This window comes from Rossellomorea sp. GQ25, assembly GCF_059758515.1.
In genome coordinates, this window is the sequence record NZ_JCAXEQ010000002.1 from 383,498 (window position 1) to 402,384 (window position 18,887).

The 18,887-nt window shown below is 36.4% G+C and carries 18 protein-coding genes and 2 pseudogenes; 2 read left to right on the forward strand and 18 right to left on the reverse strand.

Annotated features, from left to right (window positions below; genetic code table 11):
- Positions 1-3: 3 nt before the first annotated feature.
- The 17 genes from AC6CIB_RS07705 to AC6CIB_RS07785 all read right to left on the reverse strand — a co-directional run bounded on the left by AC6CIB_RS07705 (position 4) and on the right by AC6CIB_RS07785 (position 16,185).
- Positions 4-1,086 carry a C45 family autoproteolytic acyltransferase/hydrolase gene (locus AC6CIB_RS07705; RefSeq protein WP_498279349.1) on the reverse strand — a complete coding sequence of 361 codons (1,083 nt, stop codon included), beginning with the start codon at positions 1,084-1,086 and terminating at the stop codon, positions 4-6.
- A gap of 38 nt (positions 1,087-1,124) precedes the next feature.
- Complete coding sequence (locus AC6CIB_RS07710) at positions 1,125-2,510, reverse strand: aminotransferase family protein (RefSeq protein WP_498279351.1); 1,386 nt, start codon at positions 2,508-2,510, stop codon at positions 1,125-1,127.
- A gap of 190 nt (positions 2,511-2,700) precedes the next feature.
- Positions 2,701-4,818, reverse strand: a complete 2,118-nt coding sequence (locus tag AC6CIB_RS07715; RefSeq protein ID WP_498279353.1) for a sigma 54-interacting transcriptional regulator — start codon at positions 4,816-4,818, stop codon at positions 2,701-2,703.
- 142 nt (positions 4,819-4,960) lie between these two features.
- A complete protein-coding gene (locus tag AC6CIB_RS07720; protein WP_498279355.1) occupies positions 4,961-5,215 on the reverse strand; it encodes a biotin/lipoyl attachment domain-containing protein in 255 nt (84 codons plus the stop codon).
- A gap of 30 nt (positions 5,216-5,245) precedes the next feature.
- Complete coding sequence (nhaC, locus tag AC6CIB_RS07725) at positions 5,246-6,706, reverse strand: Na+/H+ antiporter NhaC (protein WP_498279357.1); 1,461 nt, start codon at positions 6,704-6,706, stop codon at positions 5,246-5,248.
- Positions 6,707-7,131: 425 nt separating this feature from the next.
- Positions 7,132-7,398, reverse strand: a complete 267-nt coding sequence (locus AC6CIB_RS07730; RefSeq protein ID WP_498279359.1) for a dockerin type I domain-containing protein — start codon at positions 7,396-7,398, stop codon at positions 7,132-7,134.
- Positions 7,395-7,580 (reverse strand): hypothetical protein, encoded by a 186-nt coding sequence (locus AC6CIB_RS07735; protein ID WP_498279361.1) that lies wholly within the window; start codon positions 7,578-7,580, stop codon positions 7,395-7,397. The genes AC6CIB_RS07730 and AC6CIB_RS07735 overlap by 4 nt, the downstream gene beginning before the upstream one ends.
- A 450-nt stretch (positions 7,581-8,030) precedes the next feature.
- Positions 8,031-8,522, reverse strand: a complete 492-nt coding sequence (locus tag AC6CIB_RS07740) for an HIT family protein (protein ID WP_498279363.1) — start codon at positions 8,520-8,522, stop codon at positions 8,031-8,033.
- Between the two features lie 402 nt (positions 8,523-8,924).
- Positions 8,925-9,437: a DUF4367 domain-containing protein gene (locus tag AC6CIB_RS07745; RefSeq protein WP_341356739.1), complete on the reverse strand. Its 513-nt coding sequence runs from the start codon at positions 9,435-9,437 to the stop codon at positions 8,925-8,927.
- Between the two features lie 175 nt (positions 9,438-9,612).
- Positions 9,613-9,777, reverse strand: coding sequence for a hypothetical protein (locus tag AC6CIB_RS07750; RefSeq protein ID WP_341356740.1), 165 nt, complete (start codon positions 9,775-9,777; stop codon positions 9,613-9,615).
- Positions 9,778-9,937: 160 nt separating this feature from the next.
- Complete coding sequence (locus tag AC6CIB_RS07755; protein WP_498279365.1) at positions 9,938-11,059, reverse strand: AAA family ATPase; 1,122 nt, start codon at positions 11,057-11,059, stop codon at positions 9,938-9,940.
- Complete coding sequence (locus AC6CIB_RS07760) at positions 11,060-11,854, reverse strand: DUF6414 family protein (protein ID WP_498279367.1); 795 nt, start codon at positions 11,852-11,854, stop codon at positions 11,060-11,062.
- A gap of 144 nt (positions 11,855-11,998) precedes the next feature.
- A complete protein-coding gene (xerA, locus tag AC6CIB_RS07765) occupies positions 11,999-12,841 on the reverse strand; it encodes a site-specific tyrosine recombinase/integron integrase (protein ID WP_498280515.1) in 843 nt (280 codons plus the stop codon).
- A gap of 384 nt (positions 12,842-13,225) precedes the next feature.
- A complete protein-coding gene (locus tag AC6CIB_RS07770) occupies positions 13,226-14,500 on the reverse strand; it encodes an FtsW/RodA/SpoVE family cell cycle protein (RefSeq protein ID WP_498279369.1) in 1,275 nt (424 codons plus the stop codon).
- Positions 14,497-14,910 carry a PadR family transcriptional regulator gene (locus AC6CIB_RS07775; protein WP_498279371.1) on the reverse strand — a complete coding sequence of 138 codons (414 nt, stop codon included), beginning with the start codon at positions 14,908-14,910 and terminating at the stop codon, positions 14,497-14,499. The genes AC6CIB_RS07770 and AC6CIB_RS07775 overlap by 4 nt, the downstream gene beginning before the upstream one ends.
- Positions 14,910-15,449 carry a sigma-70 family RNA polymerase sigma factor gene (locus AC6CIB_RS07780; protein WP_498279373.1) on the reverse strand — a complete coding sequence of 180 codons (540 nt, stop codon included), beginning with the start codon at positions 15,447-15,449 and terminating at the stop codon, positions 14,910-14,912. Before AC6CIB_RS07780 ends, AC6CIB_RS07775 begins: the two co-directional genes overlap by 1 nt.
- Positions 15,450-15,867: 418 nt before the next feature.
- Complete coding sequence (locus AC6CIB_RS07785) at positions 15,868-16,185, reverse strand: antibiotic biosynthesis monooxygenase family protein (protein WP_498279375.1); 318 nt, start codon at positions 16,183-16,185, stop codon at positions 15,868-15,870.
- 1,280 nt (positions 16,186-17,465) lie between these two features.
- Between AC6CIB_RS07785 and AC6CIB_RS07790 the strand changes: the two genes are divergently transcribed.
- Together AC6CIB_RS07790 and AC6CIB_RS07795 are read left to right on the forward strand one after the other, a co-directional pair.
- On the forward strand, positions 17,466-18,230 hold the full coding sequence (locus AC6CIB_RS07790; RefSeq protein WP_498279377.1) for a hypothetical protein: 765 nt from the start codon (positions 17,466-17,468) through the stop codon (positions 18,228-18,230).
- An 81-nt stretch (positions 18,231-18,311) separates the two neighbouring features.
- Positions 18,312-18,434: pseudogene (locus AC6CIB_RS07795) on the forward strand (helix-turn-helix domain-containing protein); the annotation flags it as partial.
- A 186-nt stretch (positions 18,435-18,620) separates the two neighbouring features.
- Here AC6CIB_RS07795 and AC6CIB_RS07800 read toward each other — a convergent pair.
- Positions 18,621-18,797, reverse strand: a pseudogene (locus AC6CIB_RS07800) (ATP-binding protein); the annotation flags it as partial.
- Positions 18,798-18,887 lie beyond the last annotated feature (90 nt).

Here is an 18,887-nt window from a genome sequence, read left to right on the forward strand (position 1 = left end):
TCCTTAAATTTCTTCATATTTTCCTTCTGTCGGGTGACCGACATGAAGGAGTACTTTACGCTTTGATAGATTCATTATGATCGAAAAAACAGTCTCCATCCTACGGTGTTCAGGTGCTCTAAGGTTCTCATAATGATTGATGGAGTTTGGCGAATTGAAAGTGTCGGAAAACCAGATCCTGAAAGACGATTCATCAATGGTCTCGCCCTTTGCGATGGCTGTGTCGATCAGTTGTTCAGCTCGATTTTTACGTAGCAAGGAATCATCATAAATAAACTCATTCATATCTTTGACATTTTTTTTGATCTGTTCAGAGAGTAGATGATTGGAATGGACGAGCTTTCCCGTATTTCCGCCTACCATATCAATTCCGAATGGGGAAACCTCGATATTCACAGCCGTCCCGATACCGCCACCCTCATCCATCCCGATTAGAAAGCTTGCTGATGAAGCCATTTTCCCTCCCTTTATCTTAGAGATTGCTTCGGGAAGAGAACTTGAGTTCAGTACACTTCTTAACCCAAGGTGAATTGGAATTTCATTAGATTTTTTATCCGTGAGGAGCGCATTGAAACAAAGTCCCAGACCTGCTGAATTAAACCCGATTTTTCCAATCATCCCCCCTTCTGTGACCATCGTGATATCCGGTTTGTGTTGTTGTTTCATATCAAGAAGGAGTAAACTTTCCTTTTGAGATCCTTTCCAGTCCCAATTCTGCCCGATGATGATATCTTCTGTTAAAGGGGGGGCGACAGCAATTGCTGTACATCCATCTGAAAAGACGGCCCCTTTATAATTGGCCAGTGCTATTTCGCTACGTGCATTTAACGTAAGAATATCCTCAAAGGTAACTCCAGCCCCTTCTGCTATTCCTTGCATCTCTTCTATTAGATCTAAGTCATACTGTTCAATCGCAGCCAAGTGTTGAATAGCTATACCCTTCGCTTCCTCCCAGTTGATTCTCTTATATCCATAGAATAGTTTTTCATAGGTATCCAGACTTCTCAGGACTTCTGTTTTTCCCTCTTGCCCATGTTTCCTCCCTATTTCTCTTGGTGAACCTTGGAGTTCAAGACGCTTGATCATTCTCTTTCTCCTTCCTAAATTCTTCTTATATTTTTTACTTAGAGATATTTCTTTTCAAACACAGTAATCGATTGATCAATGATGTGAATCATATCTTGCACTTGTTGTCTGTTTATGATTAAAGGTGGGGCAATCGCCACTATATTTCTCCCAACCTTAGAAGCAAGCGGGCGTAATATCAATTTACGTCGGAAACATTCATCAACAACTTCAGTAGATGGGAGGATCGAGGAATCAAAAGGGACTTCATGTTCCCGATCTTTATATAACTCAAATCCAGCCAATAAGCCTAATGCCCTCGTCTTGGTTACACTAGGATGTTTCTCTTTCAAAAACTCAAAGCCTGCTTGCAATTCGTGCTGCATGGCTTTGGCATTCCCTACAATACGATCCCGTTCCATAATTTCGATATTTTTCAGTGCAACGGCGCAAGCGGTAGGGTGACCACTGTAAGTAAAGCCGTGAGCAAGTATATCATCGTATTGTGAAAGAGTGTCACGTATGTTGTCTTTCAATAAGACTGCTCCGAGTTGCGAGTAGCCGCTGGAGATTCCTTTCGCCACACACATCAAATCTGGTACCACTCCCCAATGTTCGACCCCAAACATTTTTCCAGTTCGGCCGAAACCGCAAATGACTTCATCAGCAATAAATAAGACACCGAATTCATCACAAAGTTTCCGTACCGCAGCCAAGTAACCCTCTGGAGGCACATGTACACCTCCAGACCCTTGTACCGGTTCAACAATCACAGCTGCTACTGTTTCAGCACCTTCTTTCTCTAAAATACTGCGGATGCTTCCCTCATAACTTGGATCATCTTTATATCCAAGTTCGCAGTCTGTCAGAAAAGGTTCCGCATGAAGCATCTCTGGCAACGCTGAATTAGAAAAATGATGAAAAGCCGGAATCGCTGTTGCTGATTGTGCAGCGACCGTTACACCGTGGTAACCTTGCTTCAAACTGATTACTTTTCTCTTGGTTGGCTGCCCTTGTAAACTCCAATAAAAACGTGACAGTTTAATAGCTGTATCGTTGGATTCTGATCCCCCAGATGTATAGAACACGCTATTCAATTCTCCCGGTGCCAGGGAAGCCAGTTTTCCCGCCAATAATACTGCAGGTTCATTAGAAAATCCGGCAAACGAGGAACTGAATGCCATTTTAGACATTTGTTCAAATGCTGTTTCTGCCAATTCCTTATTACCATGTCCAACGTTCACATTCCATAACATGGACAGACCATCGATGTATTCTTCACCCTTTGTGTCCTTCACATATATTCCGTTGCCTTCTGAAAAAGTTAATTTTGGTCCTTGTTCAGCATGAACCTTAGGATTAGTAGTCGGGTGTAAATAGTGCTTTCTATCAAGTTCCTTTAGTCTATCTAACTTCTTTGGTCTTACAGTAGTTTGATCTGTCATGTGGCTTCCTCCCAATTAAAAGATTTATAGGTTTCACTTATAGGTATTGCAAGTTCCATGCCAACTTCGGAATGGTGCATGGTTACACATTTGATCACTTTGAATTTTCTGAATTTATGCAACCATGCATACCCTATCTTCTCGTGCATAAAAAAAGCGCCAGGCCTCATTGCCCAACGCTTTCATCTGATTATATATTTACTTGGCCCTGCTTTTCTACGATTTTCTGGTACTTCCTACTGACAGCTGACTGACTGATTTGAAGCGCTTTAGCTGCTCTCGTTGTCGTCTTATATTTCCTCATCGCCAACATGACTAACTGTTCTTCCAAATACTCTCGAGCTTCATTTAATGGTAAAATTCCCGTTATCACCGGCTTTGTCTGCACGGAATCAGCGAATTTCAAGGATTGACTGACGAATTCAGCGGAAATGACATCATCATCCGTCGTGACGACAAGACGTTCAACAAGATTTTGCAACTCACGGACGTTACCTGGCCAATCATAAACCTCAAGCATATTCAATGCACCAGGTGAAAGGTGATATTTTTTGTTGTACTGTTCGTTCAATTGCTGAATAAAATGAAAAGCTAATAATGGCACATCTTCAGGGCGTTCCCTAAGTGGCGGTATATTGATTGGAATCACATTGATCCGGTAAAACAAGTCCTCTCGGAATGTTCCGTCAGCAACCATTTTTTCTAGGTTTCGATTCGTCGCTGCGATGATCTGCACATCAACTGGAATAGATTGAGTACTCCCTACCGGTGTCACTTCTTTTTCTTGGAGCACCCTTAATAGTTTCACTTGAAGGCGAGATGGCATTTCACTGATTTCGTCTAGGAAGAGCACTCCCTTATTCGCCTTTTCAAAGTAGCCCGTTTTCCCTCTTGAATCCGCCCCAGTAAATGCTCCTTTTGTATAACCGAACAGTTCGCTTTCCAGAAGATCTTCTGAAATGGCTCCACAATTAATGGCCAGATACGGCTTATCGGAACGTTTTCCTTCTCTGTGAATCGTATTCGCAATCAGTTCTTTCCCTACACCAGATTCTCCAAGAATCAATACAGTAGAATTAAATTCTGCGAGCTTCCGGGTCCTATTCATCACCTGTTCCATTTTTGAACTACAATAGATGATTTTCCTAGAAGGTTCCTCCTTGTTTTTCAACTTCTCTAACTCTTCTTTATAATTTTTAGAGATTCGTTTCGTTTCTCTTAGCTCAGACTTTAATTTCTTCGTTTCCGTAATATCCCTCGATGCAATGATGACGCGATGCACCTCTCCTTCTTCATCAAGGACTGGATTCCCAACAGCGAGTACGCTTTTCCCTTTTTTCGTCTGCTGGACGACAGAAACTTTTTTTTTCTTTTCTAGGACCAACCTTGCGACAGAGGGGCTGAACGTCCCCTTTTTCTCAAAATCCAAGATGTTCTTTCCAACGAGATCACTCAATTCATCGACTCCCCAAAAATCCTGGATGAAGTTCTCACTGTGCCTCAGAAGTTCCCCTTCACGGCTGACAACGAGAATCTCATCATACATAGTGGCCAATATAGCATTCAGGTCTGTGTTTAGGTTTTTGACAGACTCGATTTCCATTGCCATCTCTTCTACCATTGGAAGGTCCTGTACGATGATTATCATCCCGTCTACCTTTTTCTCATCGTTCAAGATTGGGCTATAGTCCACCAGGACACCCATTTCATCCGTGACATGAATTTGATTCAGCATCGTTTCACCAGTTGTAAATACCTTTTGAATATGTCCTTTATTAAACGTATCTTCTGCGGGACTATTCATCATGGCGTTATAAGAAGATTTGATCATTCGTAACCCTGAATCGTTACAGTTGACGATTCGCTTATCCCTATCAATAACAAAAACACCCATAGGTATAGAAGATAACATCACTTTTAAAAGGTTCAGGTTAGTATTATCCTTTCGTAATAGTTCTACGATTGCATCTTCCCGGCGTATGTATCCAATCCAATCATCACTATCATCCTTGATCAGAGTAATATGTTCTCCAAGTATTTTGAAAATCATTGGAAAGGAAATGGCGTCGCCAATGGTCCATTCCCCCACATTAGAAATAGGAGCCGCATAGGATTTCAGAATCTCTATGGTCAGTCCCTCATCGCTTTCTATATCCTCCAAATAGACATAAGCATATATTTCATCGTTCTTTGTCAAGAATAAGAACGGTTCCTCAGCTCCATATACCCTTTCTTCCCAACCCTTTTCAGGAGACTGGACCGATAGGCAGGTAAGCGGGTACCATTTCTCTCTTAGTGTGCTATTCATGTCTGTGATTCCCCCTATCTGGAACGCTTGTCAGTAAACATTATACCAAAGTAATTGATTTTTCGGAAAATTACACAAAAACATTTTTACTGTTTCGCAAAAAAAAAGGAAGTGTTATCACTTCACTTCCCCAAATGAAGAATTAAGTCCCAATTCTTTCTGAGACCAAATCTTCCTCTATAAAAGCTAAGACCATTCCGGTATAGACCTTTTCACCTTTACTCACCTCGAGAGATTGAACTTCCCCACGAATCGCCGTCGATACGATTTTAATTTCTTCTTGGTTTGTCCGTATTTTGAATAGAGTATCCTGTTCATGGATGCGACACCTCTCTGAGATTAAAATTTCCTCTACCACTCCCTGGCATGGACTGAGGATCCAATCATAATCATTCATAAGGTTTCGATGCCTCCTTTATTTTTATAATTAAGCTTGCGCCTGATTTTTGTCAATCGATTGAAAGTTTACATTATCTGTTTTTTCTTTTGGAAGATACTCTATTTTGATATTAAAATATCCGTAAATCACAGCGATGATTGGACTCAGGATACACAAAAAGGCATAAGGAGCATAACTGAATGTAGCGACACCAAGCGTTGTATACATAAAAGCACCGCACGTATTCCAAGGTACGAGTGGAGATGTCATAGTCCCTGCATCTTCGATCGTCCTGGAAAGGTTTTTAGGATGGAGATTCCGGTCTTTATAGGCTTTGGAATACATACGTCCTGGAAGGATGATAGACAAGTATTGATCACATGCAATGATATTTGCTGCAATACACGTAGCTACTGTAGTGGCTATCAAACTTCCTGTGTTCTTCGCAAAGGATAACAAAGCAACGACCATTGCTTCCAGGACCCCTGCCTTTTCCAAGATCCCCCCTAGGGACATGGCAATCATGATCAGGGCAACCGTATACATCATGCTCTCCATTCCACCATTATTCAACAAGTTATCTACCACTTCAATGCCGACTTCCTGAGAAAAACCATAGTACATAACACTAAGGGCATCACCGACAGGCATTCCCTGAAATCCAACGGCAAAGCCTACACCGATCAACGAACCGAGGGTAAGGGCAGGGATCGCTGGCATCTTACGGACCATCATCAAGATAACGAGCGCTGGTCCAATCAATAACCAAGGGGAAATCATGAATAAATCACTCAGCTGTCCTTGGAGCATCGATACTTCCGCTATAGTCGACTGATCTTCAGAGAATTTCAGTCCAATAATGGTATATAACACTAATGAAATAAGTAAAGCAGGAATAGTTGTATACATCATATGCTTGATATGTTCGAATAACTCTGCCCCTGTGATGCCTGGTGCCATGTTTGTCGTCTCAGAAAGAGGAGAAACTTTATCACCAAAGTAAACGCCTGAAATGACAGCACCTGCTACCATTGCGAGATCGATGCCAAGTCCCTGACCGATCCCCATGATCGCAATCCCAATCGTACCAGCAGCCGTCCATGCATTTCCTGAAGCCATTGCTACCACACAGGAAATCGCACATGCCGAAACAAGAAAATAACCAGGCTCAAGTAATTCCATGCCATAGTAAATCATGGTCGGTACAATACCAGAGGCAATCCACGTCCCTATAATTGCTCCTATTATCATCAAGATAATGACTGCTTGTAGGGATAAACGAATCGTATTCAAAAATGACGTCTCAATGTCCTTCCATGAATGGCCAAGCCACATAGCCACTAAAGTTGCAACGATACCACTCAAGAGCAATGGTACATGGGCATCTAATTCAAATCTAGCAATACCAACATACAATCCCACAATCATAAATACAATCGGAATCATCGCCACTTTCAACGATGGTTTTCTGGGTGTTTTTACCGCCTTCTTTACAAATTTACTATTCAAAATAAATCCCTCTCCCTGTAAGTTTTTTGGATCCCTAGAAATCTTGGATCCTCTTACCCCTACATGATGCAAAAACTATGCCAAGTTTTTTTCTGATAATTCGGTATATTACAGCTTATCCCAGCTCAGATTCTACCCATTTATGCATAAACTATTTAATAATTCATAATTTCACCTAAAAAAGAGCAAATAGATCTATCTATGAAATACAGTAAAATAAGGCAGCAAATTTCCTACTGTCTAAGTAACCCAGACAACAGACCTCTTCCTGTCATTGACTCTCCGGAGTCCTGTTTCAATTGGAAGAATGAACGTTATCAAATAGAAGCTTCAACATGAATAAAGGCTGTCGATACTTACTCGACAGCCTTTATTCGATCCTTTAAAGAGATAGGGGCGGGTTAATTAGTCTCTACTGTTAAATGTCAGCTTAATTCTCCCACAATATCATCTAATGTTTTACCATATTCCATCTTAGCTGCAGGAGGATTTGCAACATCTGGTTTCTGCAACAAGTAGTTGTCAATGATATATTGCAGGTCCATTTTGTCCACTGTTCCATCATAATTTATATCTGCTTCACGGTGGTCCGTTCCAAAGTGCTTTTGGACCTCGATTGCATCCTTAACATCAATGACATCATCTTGATTAATATCCCCTGCTTGCATTTGTGCGTAGAAAATAAAGGTCATTCTTCCAGTCGGCTCCCGTTGAATTCGTCCCCTAAGTGGCTGACGTTTGCATGACGCGTAAAGTGCCCTGGAAGTGTAATCTTAATATCATACTCTTCATCTGAAATCGCAAGGTCTTTAAACGTGTACTTGGCCTCTGGATTAATGCTTCCTTCCCGGATATTCCCCGATTGATCGGTCAAGCTTACCATCGCTCCCACTTTAGACATGTCAAAGTCAGGGCGTAACCATAAACCATCGGTATATCCATCCGGTAAAAAACCGCCTTCTAGTTGAGAATGGTCTGGAAGGATATTGATTCCTTTGCCAAACGATTGAATGATGCTGCTTTCACCAGTTGCAGAACGACCTTCAAAGTTCGTTAATTCGATCGGGTAGATCCATTTTGCATAAGAAGTTGGTGCTTCTACTTTATAAACACAGTTAGGAGGAAAAAAGATACGGGGATCTCCTCACTTAATTTGTTACTTTATTTCTGTTTGTGGTATGTGTTTCCGCAATCTTTCTTGCATTAACCTGCCCCAATAATTAAAGAAGGCGATACTCTGAGATGATCGGCTGGACCATCAGTTATTGTCTCTGTTTCTTGGGTAAGAGTGCTATCCTATTAGTAACCTTTCTAACAAATATCATCATTTATTCAGGAGATTTTTTTCAAACCATGATCTAAGCTTTTCAGCATACACTAATCGTTCAGAAGAGATGCTGAAACTCCCATGTGTTAGATAAAGATTATCATTAAAATACCTTGGATAAACGTGAAGGTGATAATGCCATACATCCTGACTACCACCAGGTTCATTATGTTGTCTTGTGGAGATACCATCACAATCGTAACATTCCTTGAGTGCAAGAGAGACTTGTTGTGACAATTTATGTATTTTAGTTGCTATCTCTATTGGTAAATCAAAAATATTTTCATAGTGTTGATTCGGAATAATAATCACGTGGCCTTTATTATTTGGCCACCATAATGTTGCAATCAAAGCAGTTACGTCACCGTCATCATAAATAATATCCTGCTGCTTAGTTTGAACTCTTCTATTCATTTTGTCCTCTTCGCCTTTAACAGCCAAACAAAAAGGACAAACATAGTCTGGTGGCATATGGCTATATTGTTTCAAAGATATTCTCCTTCCAACATTTCCATTTGAATTGCTTTTTTATTAAACTAAACTGCCCGTTAATCCAATAACTTCAACAAAAAAAGCGTTAATCCTTCTTAACGCAAATAATGGTATAATTAAAAAAATGCCCACACCCATGTATACCAAGGGTTTAGACATTCTATAACCGTTTTTAATTAAGCGTTAATTTGTATTTCACGCACACCCCCTTTATTTTAGGAGAGGGTGTAGCTGACAATATTTATTTTTTCTTCATAATATCTATACTAAATCTTCTTTGTTACTTTTCCCTTTTTCTTGATTTTCATGTATGTAACCAAGATCTTTTAAAAGGAGTGTCTGTAGATATAACACTCATTATTTTCTGAGACCTTTTTAAGCGGAAGATGTAGGTTCAGTTCACCTGATAGTTCTTGCAATCTCAACCATTCCATCTTTCGATAAAGAAGAACTGTCCATTTGAACATATGTCTCATCTTGTATCCAAGTTAAAAGCCCACCGCTTATTTTCTTTCCATTTAGCGTTTTTCCACTGTTAGCCCATTCTTGATAATAAGCAGGAACATCATTTAATTTAATTTTATCTCCCTCTGAAAACTCTTCTTCCAATTGACTGATTGCCTTTTTTGAGACCTTTTTTTCTTCTATTCCTAGCATTAAACTTTTATCATTTTCATCCATATAATTTAATCTAATGCTGCTTAAATTTCCCTCCTTGTTATTCCGAGTTTTTATTTCCAAAGTCCACTCTTCAGGAACTTTCTTTGGGACGAGCACTTTAAAATTCACCTCTTCCTTTACTTCAGCTATTGTGATGCTGTTGTGGTTATACTTAGTTTCTTTAGCGAAGGCTATTGAGGAAGAAACAGTAATGAGATATAAAATTATCAATAAACTTGAAAAAATTTTCATCAAAATACCTCGTTTCTCTTTAAATGTTTATCCAATCCAATATTATCCCCAATACTCTATATTCAATTAAAAAAAGCGAATTGCATAATAGCAATCGCTTTCACAGTAAGTATTTTCTTTTATTTTTAGTTATTACTCACTATCTCTTTTCCAGCTTGTTCAGCTGAAGAATAATTTACTTTTTTTCTATATCCTCTATACGTTTTTTTTCTATGTAATTTATCCTTTCATTTGTTTCATTATTGGAGTTTTTCATTCGATTGGATACCATTTTAAACAATGAAATAAAGAATAAAACTAAGACAAAAGCACCTAATAAATATCCGATAATGATTTCCATATAATCACTCCTTCAATTCTATATTCCATAATCCTGCCCTTTACTTGAATTAAGGAGCAAATGCACACTTTTGCTGGGATCCTAACTCTAAAAAATGGCTGTCATAGAGTCTTAGCTAATGTATTTGTTGGTTTTTCTCAATTTTGTTCGCTTTTGCTACTCACGTGTTTCTATTTAAAACATCTTGAATGAGTAATTTAGACATGTAAGATCTAATTCCATTGTCAATATTTCTAGCGTTAATGAATTTATTTGCATGTTCTGTAAGAAAATCAATTGCGTTTTTCTTTTTTATTAAAGCCTGCTGTTCTTCATCCCATAACGATAGATTTTTTTCATACTTTATTCTTATTAACTTTAATTTATCTTCTTGAGATAAATCTCCAAAAGAAATAAATCCATCAAACCTTGAAAAGATAGGACTGCCTAATTGCTTTTTAATCTCTTCGAGTGAACCGTAGTTTGTGGTGCAGATAATGATAGAATTCTTTAAATTGACCTTATAGTTTCTATCCACAAATAACCCTTCATCAAAAAATTGATAAAAAGCACTAAAAAAACCCGGAGGACATTTATCGAATTCATCTAAAAGTATTACATTGGTTTCACGCCCAATTAATCCCTTAGCAAATGAATTTTCATTAATACTACCTCCAAATAAATAGGATGCAAAAGCCTCAGTTTGATACATTGAAATTTGTTCCCTTAATAACTTTCCATTGTACAAAACTTTACTCAATAATTTAGCGGTCTCAGTTTTCCCTACGCCAGCTGGTCCATAAAACAATAAGACAACAGGGTTACTATACTTTGCTGTTAAAGGATAAATCGTTGATACTAATTCTAAGATTGGTTGTTCTTGGCCTATTATTTCTTTGTTTAATTCGTCATATAAATTAGTAATATCTTGTGTTGTTATTTTATTAAATTCGAAGGTGTTTTCCTTTACTAAAATATACTCATCATTCTCAAATAATCGTATTATTCCCTCTTTTAATAACAAAGGCGGATTATGAATATAACATTCAATAATGCATTCTTTTTCCACCAATAGTCTAATTAAGTTTGGAAGCATACCCAAAAAATGTTCTTTCACTGATGAAAGATCCTCTGAATAACAAACGAGTGTATAATTTCTACCTGAATTGTCGTTTATCCAGTCATTAAAGTTCTCTTTGTCAATTGTTGTTATCAAAGTATGAAGTGATAAAACTTGGTCACAAGGTTCTATAATTTTTTCAAATTCTTTAGTTGGCCCTGAATATAATTCAACAATATTCATCTAATTAATTCCCGCTAAAATAACATCAATAATGTCTAATTCAACTTCACCATTCTTAAAGTTATCTTTTTTTTCTTGTTCAAATGCATCAAATCCACTGCTTGTTTCTTCAGTATTACTTTCACCAATTTCCTTCATAAAATGTAATTCCTTCTCTGTGCATGTCCCTACCTTAATTCCATGGATTGTTAAATCCATTTTTTGAAGGTCAGTTAATCTATAGTTATTTCTAAGACCATCTAAGTTAAATCTAACTATTTTTCGGTCATCTCCTCTTACGGCAAGCAGTTCATAATATCCTTTTGCATTCTCTAAAACATCATCAAATAAAGAAAAATCAAAGTTTTGAGGGTCATTTGCATTTTCATTACCTGATTGTACTACTACTACATCTGCTTGATTGCTGTATACTTTTATGAAAGGAGTTATAGTCTTTAAGAAGGTAAAAGAGTCAGGTACTATTTTTAGTTTATATTCCTTAAGAGTTTCAAAACTTTCACTATCAACAAAATCCGTTTCCAATAGCTCTATAAAGCTAGTTAAAATAGTGTTTGTTAGTGTAGTGGTCAAAATATTGGTACCTTTTCTTGAAAATTGTCCTTTAGTGTCAATACCGCCTCCTAATTTAAAGAAGGTAAACAGACTAGTTTTAGCTCTTGCTTCAAACTCAGCTTCTCCTGATAATTCATTGGCTTTATCAACCATATCCTTTGTGATTTCCTGAATCCTTCCCTTATTTGCTTGATCTAAGCTATCTAAAGCAGATGATTCATCGAAATATATTACTTTTAACATCGTACACCTCTATTGATTATGTATTTTATTCACTAATACCAATTATTTCAAATCGACCATAATTAAACAATACCTTATTCCATAAAATGGCCCGATACAAGAAGAAAGAGCCTCACACCCACTAAGGGTCGAAGCTCAAAAATGTTAAAAATATTTGCAATAGAAGTCCTGGCGCAGCTTTCCACTAAGTTGTGCATATATCTTTGTTGTCTCACTTTTCTCATGTCCCAAAAGACTTTGGATCACTTCTAGTGGTGCACCGTTATTAATTAAATGAGTAGCATAGCTATGTCTTAATTGATGAGGATGGATGCTCTTCTTTATACCTGCTCGTTTAGAAACCCGTTTTATAATGTACCGAATCATATCAATACTCATCCGATGTTTGGGTTTTCGCTCTGTTATGAATAGGCAATCCTCTTGATCGTCCCGTTCATCTAAATACCGTTTCAACCAAAGGGAGCAGCGAGTATTAAAATACACTTCCCTCTCTTTGTCACCTTTCCCGTGAACAATAACAGAGTTCGCTGATAAGTTTATATCTTCCCGATTAAGCTTTACAATTTCCCCTATCCGGCAACCTGTTGAATAAAAAAATTCAAACAAGGCATTTTCCAAGGAGCTCTCGCAAGCTTCTCTTAAATGTTCGATTTCAAGATCCGTAAGGAACTTAGGGATTCTTTTTCCTATCTTCGGTTCCTTTAACTTAGCAGCTGGATTGTACGGAAGATGACCCTCATCATGTATCCACTTAAAAAGAGATCTGATGCATCGGACCCGATGCCCCATGCTTGCCGGTTTTAAATGGTCACCTGTATTGATCAGGTAACTCTTCAAATCGTCGGTTGTAATATCTTTTATACTGATATCACCAAAGTGTCTTAACAAAAGGCTGTATTGAAAACAATATGCCTTCAAAGTCAGTGGAGAATACCCTTCGATCTTTTTGTCAAGCTGGTACTTTTTCCAAGCATCGGACAGTCTCATCAACCCATCATCTCCTATAAGGTTGCCAACCAATTAAACTTTGGTTCTAGTATGCCCTTACAGAAGAGATTTATACGAAGCTATTAAAAATTTGTGTCAATTTATTCTAACTCCTTTTGGATAATTGCCAATCTGTCTTACATTAGCGTTAGCAATAGGTAAGCGTTTGAAGTTATCTCCGGCTTTTCCCCTGCTCCCAACTAACGCCCCCTATCGTTGAATAAGAAATAAGGGATTGCCGCAGCAACCCCCTTTCTTCAACTCTTGCGCCCTTTACTTGAATAACTTCAATCTGTCTGAAAGGATAACTTCTCTTCCAACTTTAGCTTATTTATATATCCTGTAACACATTTTTTATTGATATCAAATTCTCTCTTTCACTAGTCAGCTATACGACTCTGATGTAATAACTAAGTCCTTTCGCCTATATACACTTAGCACAATACCCACGCCAATTGAATTTATCAGAGTAGGAGTTAAACCGTAACTTATAAACGGCAAGGAAATTCCGATAAATGGTAGTATACCTAAAGTCATGCCGATGTTGTAAAGGAATTGAATAGAGAATAAGGCAACACCTCCGACTATCAGCATTTTGCCGAATTCATCCTTTACTTTCATACTGACTAAAATCATTCTGGTCATTAGTAAAAACAGCACAACAACTAGCAAGATTGCTAATATCCAGCCGAAATTATAAGTTAAACTTACAAAGACAAAGTCTGTATGACCTGACGGTATGAAATCTTTCTTACCAGCTTGCCCAAACCAACCGGCTTCACTTAAGAACTCTCTGACCCGTAAGTACATGTAACCACTTGTTTTTTGAAATTTTTGGGGATTCAAGAAGCCGGAGATTCTCTCCTTTTGATAAACATCAATTTTATTCCAGATAAGAAACCCTCCAGTTAAAAAGACTCCCATTCCACCAATAGAAAGCTTAAGTAGTTTCTTCTTATCCAGAGTGCTATACCAAAGCATTACAAACACCATTAAACTGAGGATAAATATTGAAGTGAAATCAGGTGTAATCATCAAAAGGAAAAGCGGAAAGACTAATAGCAAACCAATCTTCCAAATACGCGCCTTTTTACTAATTAAAAATGCAGAAAACCCCAAATACAAAAATGGCAATGCCTTCATACTTTCAATGTCAATTGGACCCAACATAAGTACTGGAACTCCATTAACATAAGCTGATGGAACCGACAAAGGCAGCAACAATACACATAATCCGGTCCCATAAAACAACCATTTCCATCTTAATAGCTTCCTATAGTCAAATAGCATCAGTCCAATAATAATTCCAAAACAAATAAGGGTATAAATAATTTTCATTTTTGGAAAGTGTTCAGAATCTATATTCCAAAACAACAGAGGCAGAAAACTGAAGCCGAAGGTAATGAGTAATAAGTCGATAAGCCACCAATCTAATTTCGGTCTATGAATCTTATTAAAATGTTGACCCAGTTGAACTGGACTGCCCATTTGCTTGATTGCTCTTTCTTCAGCCTCTACTGCATTCATTCCCATATGAACAAGCCTTTGCTTTTCACTTTCTAGATGATAATTGAGCTCTCGTGAAATCTTTTCTTTCACTTCAGAAGCCCTGATTTGGTCATTCACCTGACTTAGAAAATCTTTCTTAATGTTGCTCATGATTGTCTCACCTCTGTCAGAGTGTCACTGACAGCTCGACTTGTACATCGCTTTTCTTCCTTCTTCAGTATTTTTTTCCCCTTATTGGTTAATATATATAGTTTTTCATTCTTACCATCCCAGTTGGAAGTTAAATATCCTTTGTGTTCTAACTCATGTAGAACTGTATACAGAAAACCTTCATTATCTTCAAACTTGCGGATACCTCTTCCTCGCAATTTCTTCGTCAATTCATAACCTGTTTTCTCGTAAACGAGCAATTGCATAACGGCAAGTATAATATCTTCTTCTCTTATCTCTTGTTGCCTTATCTTCTTGTGAACTTCATTTATGGTGATCTCGGTGAATTTCAACTGACCAAAGGTTGTACTTTTCATTGACCTTTTCATATTTTTAAGACGTTCTTCCATCAGTTCATCCCTCCTAATTGTTCTTTCAATAACTCCTTGGCCCGTTTCAACCTTGTTTTTACCGTATTTCCTTTTTGATCGGTTACTCTGCTAATCTCTCTAATCGCCATTTCTTCAAAATAAAAGAGATAGATTACTTCTCTATACTTTACAGGCAAATTCATAACCGCCGAAACTAATTCTCCGTCTTCCTCATGCTGAATAACCGAGTCCTCAATACTTCTATAATTTGATTCTGTTTGAGTTAACTCTGTTTCAGAAACAATTACTTTTTGTTTGTACCAGCTCTTGAGATAATCCTTACTGTGATTAATTGCGATCCTCCATAACCATGTCTTTAACTTTGATTGCCCGGTATATGTATGAAGGTGTTGATAACATTTTATAAATATTTCCTGAGTCAAATCCTCTGCAATCGCTCCATTTTTTACGTAGGAGTACACCAATTGAAGGACTTCTTGACCATACCTTCTCATAATCTGATCTATTAATAATTCTTTATCTTCAATATCGATCACCTCTTCAATTAACTCTTCCACTTTTTCCCCTCCCAAACATTAGACGAGGCAGCTCATTTGTAGGTTTTCGTAAATTTTTATTTTTTTAGTCAATATATGTAGCTTTGAATAAAGTTTAATCAAAAAAATCTCACAAACCCGTATTTTACAGTAAATAAGAATAATCCATTTTGAAAAAAAGATTGATCAAAATGGATTATTTTCTAACAGATTTAAGTTTCGTTTTTATAAAAAAGTTTAATCAATCTACCATAAACTATTTATCGGCAGTATTAAAAGAATCTTCCAGTCGAGGATCCTTTTATACTGTTTTTTTACTAAATTACTCTAATTAAATTCGGTAAAGGAATTATTTATTTCAAAGTACTCAAATAACTATCTCCTACACTTAGTTTGAGGGGCGGAAGAGGATCTCTTTATATGTTTAGAAGTTAGCGATTTACAAGTTGTCAATGCTTGCCACCAACGTGTAGTGCCCACCTTCTGCTCCTTCAATTAGATGTTTAATTTTGTTTAGGTGTTCCGAGAAGTCAGTTTTTTCTAACCAACTTTTATGAAATTCAATACTCTCAAAGGTAGTTATCATAATTGCTTTGTTACTATCTACAGAACGATGCCAACGACTACTAATCCAACCAGGAACACCATTATCCTTAAAGTTAAGTAATTCTTCAGCTTGGATATTGACCAATTCATCTAGTTTGCCTGGTTTCGCAGTAAATACATTAATCCACACTATTGAATTATTAGATTTCATTTAAATAACCTCCTTGAATTAAATTGTTTTTAAAAAGTCTCAATTTATTAATTTGATATCCTCAGTTTATTAATTTAATGTACTTGTTACTTCGGGCAAACGCTGTAACTTTTTTCATTCTAAAGAATGAAATATGCATTGTTCTACAATACATAAGCTTGATAACCATTATTCAATATAATGGCCCTATAACGGAATATAGCAGTTTGAATAAAAATAACTATTCATTCATCTAATGGCTTGTGTATTCATACTACCTTATTAATAAACATACTGCCAAAACATACATAGGTTAATGCCATATACATTGTAGTAGTTCACCTGGTCGGAATTTATAGTAATCCAATATCTCTATTGGTTCAATTTGTATTCTGTGGATCCTTTAGAATAATCATAAATCCAGCATCCCTACATACTTTTTTTAGAACACCGTTTGATTTTTTGTAAGTAATTTTATTCATTTTTAATTAGAATATAATCATATTGGATTTTTATGTTAAAATTTCAGTTGTGAAAATATGTAATGAATGAGAAAAATTCGTAATTTGGAAGGAGAGAGAAAATGCAAGAATTTAAGTTGTACACATTCAGATCACTTGAATTAATTATTTTTTTAACTATTGGGCTATTATTTACTGAAAACATTCTAAGAAGAAGCTACGAATACTATGGAATAGCCTTTTCGGGTAATGTTTGGGTTAATTGGTTTGGAGTTTCATATATCTTATTCGTTATATATACAATAATTCTGAGGATTATAAAAAAACAGAATGACTCAGTTAAACGACGTTTGAACTCAACTATTTTTTGGTTATTATTCATTGGCTCGAATTTAATTGTGTTTGGACCTTTCTTAAAAGGAGAAAACCCTTTCTAATTCTAACTTAAAAACAAAAAACGCTCTTTCAAAACGTTTCAGCTTGTAGAGAAACCTAGTGTTATTCTACAAGTTTTTTTAATGTCGTGGTGAAAATTCAATTATTATAAAGTGAGTTACCTCTTGGAAAAAACTCCAACACACCTAGCTGGCTAGGTGTGTTGAAGTTTTTTTATTAATTATATTAACCAGTCTGAAAAAGATACAATAAAATTAAGATAAATAATATTATGGTAATTAGAATAGTGATTTTTTTCAAAATAAACACCTCCCTTTAATAAAATAACAAATTTTTAAAATAGAAAAATACTTTTCTATTTTTTAACAAAATTACTATATTTATGTTAATATAATAGTGGTATGAATTACCATATTACAATTTTATTAAAAGGGAGGAATATTTTTGAGAAAGTTAGTAGTCTTATTTTTAAGTTTAGTTATGTTAGTAGGCATTGGGTTACCTTCAGTATCAGCTCAGGAAAATAATGGAGAAATTAAGGATATAGCTTCTGTGGGCAATTACATAAAATATTTGGAGGGTCTTTCAAGTGAAGACCCTGAGGCTCAGAGAGTACTAGATGAATTTTTAACTTTAAGTGATGAGAAAAAAGAACTTTTCATAGAAGCGCTACAACCTAAAAATTATTTGGGGATTGTTAAAAAGTCACAAGCAAATGCTAACAACAAAATTGAAGTTAAACTTGATAAAGGTACAGTCTCAGCAGAGCTTAGAGCAAATAATAGTGAGCAAGTAGATGCTTCATTTACTCAACAACCAGGTTTAGTCTCAACACTGTCGACTACATACCGAGTTACAACACCTTGGGCTAATTATTCACTATATATATTTGGTATTAAAACTTCTCAGTTTAAGTTGAAAATGGTATTACAAACTAATGGTTCTAGTGCATTACAAGTTTATGATATAGAGAAAGATTATTATAACTATAACCCGGGTGTTTGGACTACAGACGTAGGTTATACAAATCGATATGTATCTGGTGGGTATGGTTTTGGTGGATATCAATGGAGGCTTAATTCGTCTGGATCCCTTGGTTTTATTTCAACCAATCTTGATATGTATATTAAAGCTAAACATAGTGTAGGCTATTTCAAAGTAAATTCTGGACATAATAATATTGGTGTCGGGTATACATTATTTTATTAAAGAGTAAAATTATCAGAAACGAAAAGAGGCTGGGACAAAACCCAGTAAATAAAGTGAGTGACCTCCACAAACATAGGTAAGCAAGTCGATGAAAAACTAAAATCCGGGACTTCGATTACAGCAATTGCAAAAGAATTTGCTATTACAAGGCAAACTGTTTATCGCATAAAAAGGAGCTTGAGAATTAACTCAAGCTCCTTTTAAGTGTGCAATTTATCGGTAAAAATCACAAGTAAGATGAAAAACTAGGAAAACTCGTTATCAAAAATATTACCAAAAACAAATTAACATTAATACTTTTTGATAAAATTAACTCTACAGGGAGGTTATGATTCATGCAAAATCATGTATACTTCAAGTTGAATTTTACACTTTTTGCTCGTTTCCTTTTTACACTCCTGCTGAAAAAATGCTCTTTCGGTTTTTCATCCGATGACTTTCCTCATCCTCGCCACCATGTATGACTTCCACACGATGAAGTAAACGGTCTAAAATAGCTGTCGTAATGCCTTGATCTCCAATTAAATTACCCCATTCATCAGGACCTTTATTTGAGGTAAGGATAATCAGGCAGATTGAATTAGAAATTATGAATTCAAATTCTTCCTATACTCAGATGTCTAAAAATAAAAGCATTATTAATTACGTTGATATACA